The following is a 2,972-nucleotide window of genomic DNA, read 5'->3' as shown; positions in this document are numbered from 1 at the left end:
CTCCGTATCCCACCGCTCCTTTCAGCACGCTCTATCTATTTGGACGCAGGCAGGACATAGGGTTCCAGCAGCCCATCAACAACAGCCCGCGCCAGCGCCATCACGTCCGTTTCTGGGCGCTGAACCTCGCCCACTCCGAGGACGATATGACAGAAGCAAGCTTCTGGTTGAATACGGATAAGCCGCCGACCGATCAGCACGTACTGTGGGTCGGGGCCGGCACCAGGGACACTGGAATATCACTAGCCCGACTGACACTCCAAGTGACACATGCTACCGATTCAGACACAAATGCAGAACGCAATTACATTGTCACCCAGCTGAGGGAAAAAGGGGTGATCGGGGAAGTCGCATTGCACCAATCGGGTTCGATTTTGCAGACTGGAAAGGTCAACCACTACATTACAGACGGTGAGATCGCCTTCGCCAACTTGACAGAACATTGATCGAATATCTGGACCACGGTGCAGCGAAGCCAGCAGTGGGCTCGAAACCGAATGTGCGGAGAACGTCGATGAGAATGGCGCAACCAGCCACATTCTGGATTGCTGTCTCTACAGTCGCTTTGGTGACGCTGGTGCTATTGCACCAAATCCTGTTGCCGTTCGTCGTCGGCGCATTGCTCGCCTATCTGTTCGTTCCGGTGATCGACAGGTTGGAGCGGTTCGGGATCAATCGTTCCTTTGCAGCTCTTGCTGTCTTCCTGCCGCTGGTTGCGGGCTTTGTCGCCTTTCTCTTGGTGATGCTCCCGGCCGTCATTGGCGAGGCCAGATTTTTTGTTGATGAGTTTCCTCGCTACATCACACGACTGCAGTCACTCATGACCGAAGCAAACCGCCCTTGGCTGCATACTGTCATGGGCAACGAGCTTCACATCGAGCAATCGGCAGCTGATGTCGCGAGGACGATGGGCAGCGACTGGCTCGATCGCTTCCTTCGCTCGTTGTGGTCGAGCGGACTGGCCTTGATTTCCCTTCTTTCGCTACTCGTGGTCACGCCAATCATTGCCATCTATCTCGCTATTGACTGGCAACGAATGATTGCGACGGTCGATGGCTGGTTCCCCCCGGCGTACCGTGGCGATGTTCGGGCGCTTGGGCGCGAAATCCACGAAACGGTCGCGGGCTATGTGCGCGGGCAGGTCGTCATTTGTCTCACGCTTGCCGTGCTTTATGCGACAGCCCTGAAAGTGACYGGGCTCAACCATGCCATTTTGATCGGCATCAGCGCAGGCCTGATCAGTTTTGTTCCCTATCTCGGGGCCGCCACTGGTATCTTAGTATCGACGTGTGTTGCGATGGCTCAGTTCTGGCCGAATTGGGTACCCGTCGCGGTTGTGGGGGGCATCTTTATCATCGGGGAAATGCTTGCCGACTATGTGCTGTCGCCGCGCGTCATTGGTACTCGCGTCAAACTCCACCCAGTCTGGATGATGTTTGCGATGTTTGCCTTTGGATGGCTGTTCGGCTTCATCGGCGTGTTGTTGGCGATACCGATCGCGGCGTCGTTGGGCGTGATCTTGCGGTTCGCGAGGCGGCAGTCTCAGGCAAGTTCAAGTTACCACGTCTCAGACAGGGCTGGCCCGGAATGATTAAAATACCGGCATTGTAGCCGATCTGCTGCAGCGGTATCGCCGAACTGGAGGCCTATCGAAGGGCACACCAGACGAACGGGCAGCCCCAAGGCACGGAATGGAGGCGTCACGCCGCCACCGGCAAGGGCGCCTCGCCGCATACCGGGTCGCCGGCACGAGCGACGATCTCTGCGGTTACGTCATTTCCTACAGCAGTTCAGGGGCCGGCGTCAGACGGGCAGCTTTCGGTCGACAGGCCGCGAAAGCGGACCTCCAGGCGCCAAGCTTGCATTGACCTTCCTCACTTGCCTGGATGTCGGACACCGGACAAATCGTCTGGCGATGGTCAACGTCCCAATTGCAATGCGAGGCTGGCATAAAGAGCCGCCCCATACGGTATGCACGCGTCGTTGAATGCGTACGACGGATGGTGCAAGGCGTCACCGTCACCGTTACCGAGAAGAATGTAGGCACCGGGGCGCTGCTCCAGCATGAATGAAAAATCCTCAGATCCCATTTCTGCCGGAAGATTTCGGTCGACATTGAGTTCTCCGACTAGCGCGGCGGCGGCATTCGCCATGACGTCCGTTTGAACGGGGTCGTTTATGGTTGGTGCAAAGAGCAAGCGGAAGTCGAGTTCCGCGCTCGCGCCAAAACCGGATGCAACCCCTTCGACTACTCGGCGGAGCGACTGTTCGATCAAGGTGCCAACTTCCCGGCTGAAGAAACGCGCCGTTCCGGAAATGGTCACTTCATGGGGGATGACGTTGTAGGCATCTCCGCCAACGATGCGGGTCACACTTACGACCGCCGCTGAATGGGGGGACAGATTTCTTGATATGACGGACTGGAGTGCGGTAACGATATGGCAAGCGGTCAGAAACGGATCAATTCCCGCCTCGGGGTACGCGCCATGACATCCCTTACCGGTGACCTTTATATCGAAAAACCCACCGCCCGCGGCAATGGCGCCTGGAGCGATGCGAAACTGACCGACTTCTAATCCTGGCTGATTGTGCATCCCGAAAATCGCATCGCATGGAAATCGTTCAAAAAGACCGTCTTCCAGCATGGCTAGCGCGCCGCCGCACCCTTCCTCTCCAGGCTGGAATATGAAGTTGATCGTTCCGTTGAAATTCCTGGCCTCGGCAAGATAGCGTGCGGCACCCAGCAGCATGGTGGTGTGACCGTCATGCCCACAAGCATGCATTCGACCCGGGGTCTTGGATCGAAACGGCAGGTTCGACATCTCGGTCATGGGAAGCGCGTCCATGTCGGCACGGAGGCCGATCGACCCCGACCCGTTGCCTGATCTCAATACGCCAACGACTCCCGTGCCACCGACCCCGCGGTGCACCTCAATGCCGATGCCTTCCAGGTATTTTGCAACGATTTCCGC

At 57.5% G+C, this 2,972-nt stretch carries 3 protein-coding genes; 2 read left to right on the top strand and 1 reads right to left on the bottom strand.

Translation table 11 applies throughout. The features are described 5' to 3' along the window. A partial coding sequence (locus tag AC1DUU_RS27860) for an LssY C-terminal domain-containing protein (RefSeq protein WP_476786583.1) occupies positions 1 to 446 on the top strand: 446 nt, incomplete at its 5' end. Next, a complete protein-coding gene (locus AC1DUU_RS27855; protein WP_476786582.1) occupies positions 443 to 1,591 on the top strand; it encodes an AI-2E family transporter in 1,149 nt (382 codons plus the stop codon). The genes AC1DUU_RS27860 and AC1DUU_RS27855, both read left to right, overlap by 4 nt. Before the next feature lie 328 nt (positions 1,592 to 1,919). On the opposite strand, the gene AC1DUU_RS27850 is transcribed toward AC1DUU_RS27855, so the two are convergent. Next, positions 1,920 to 2,972: amidohydrolase (locus AC1DUU_RS27850; protein ID WP_476786581.1), on the bottom strand; the 1,053-nt coding region annotated here is incomplete at its 5' end.

Source organism: Aminobacter sp. P4_H6_2, from assembly GCF_056400805.1.
This window is presented reverse-complemented; position numbering and strand designations above follow the sequence as displayed.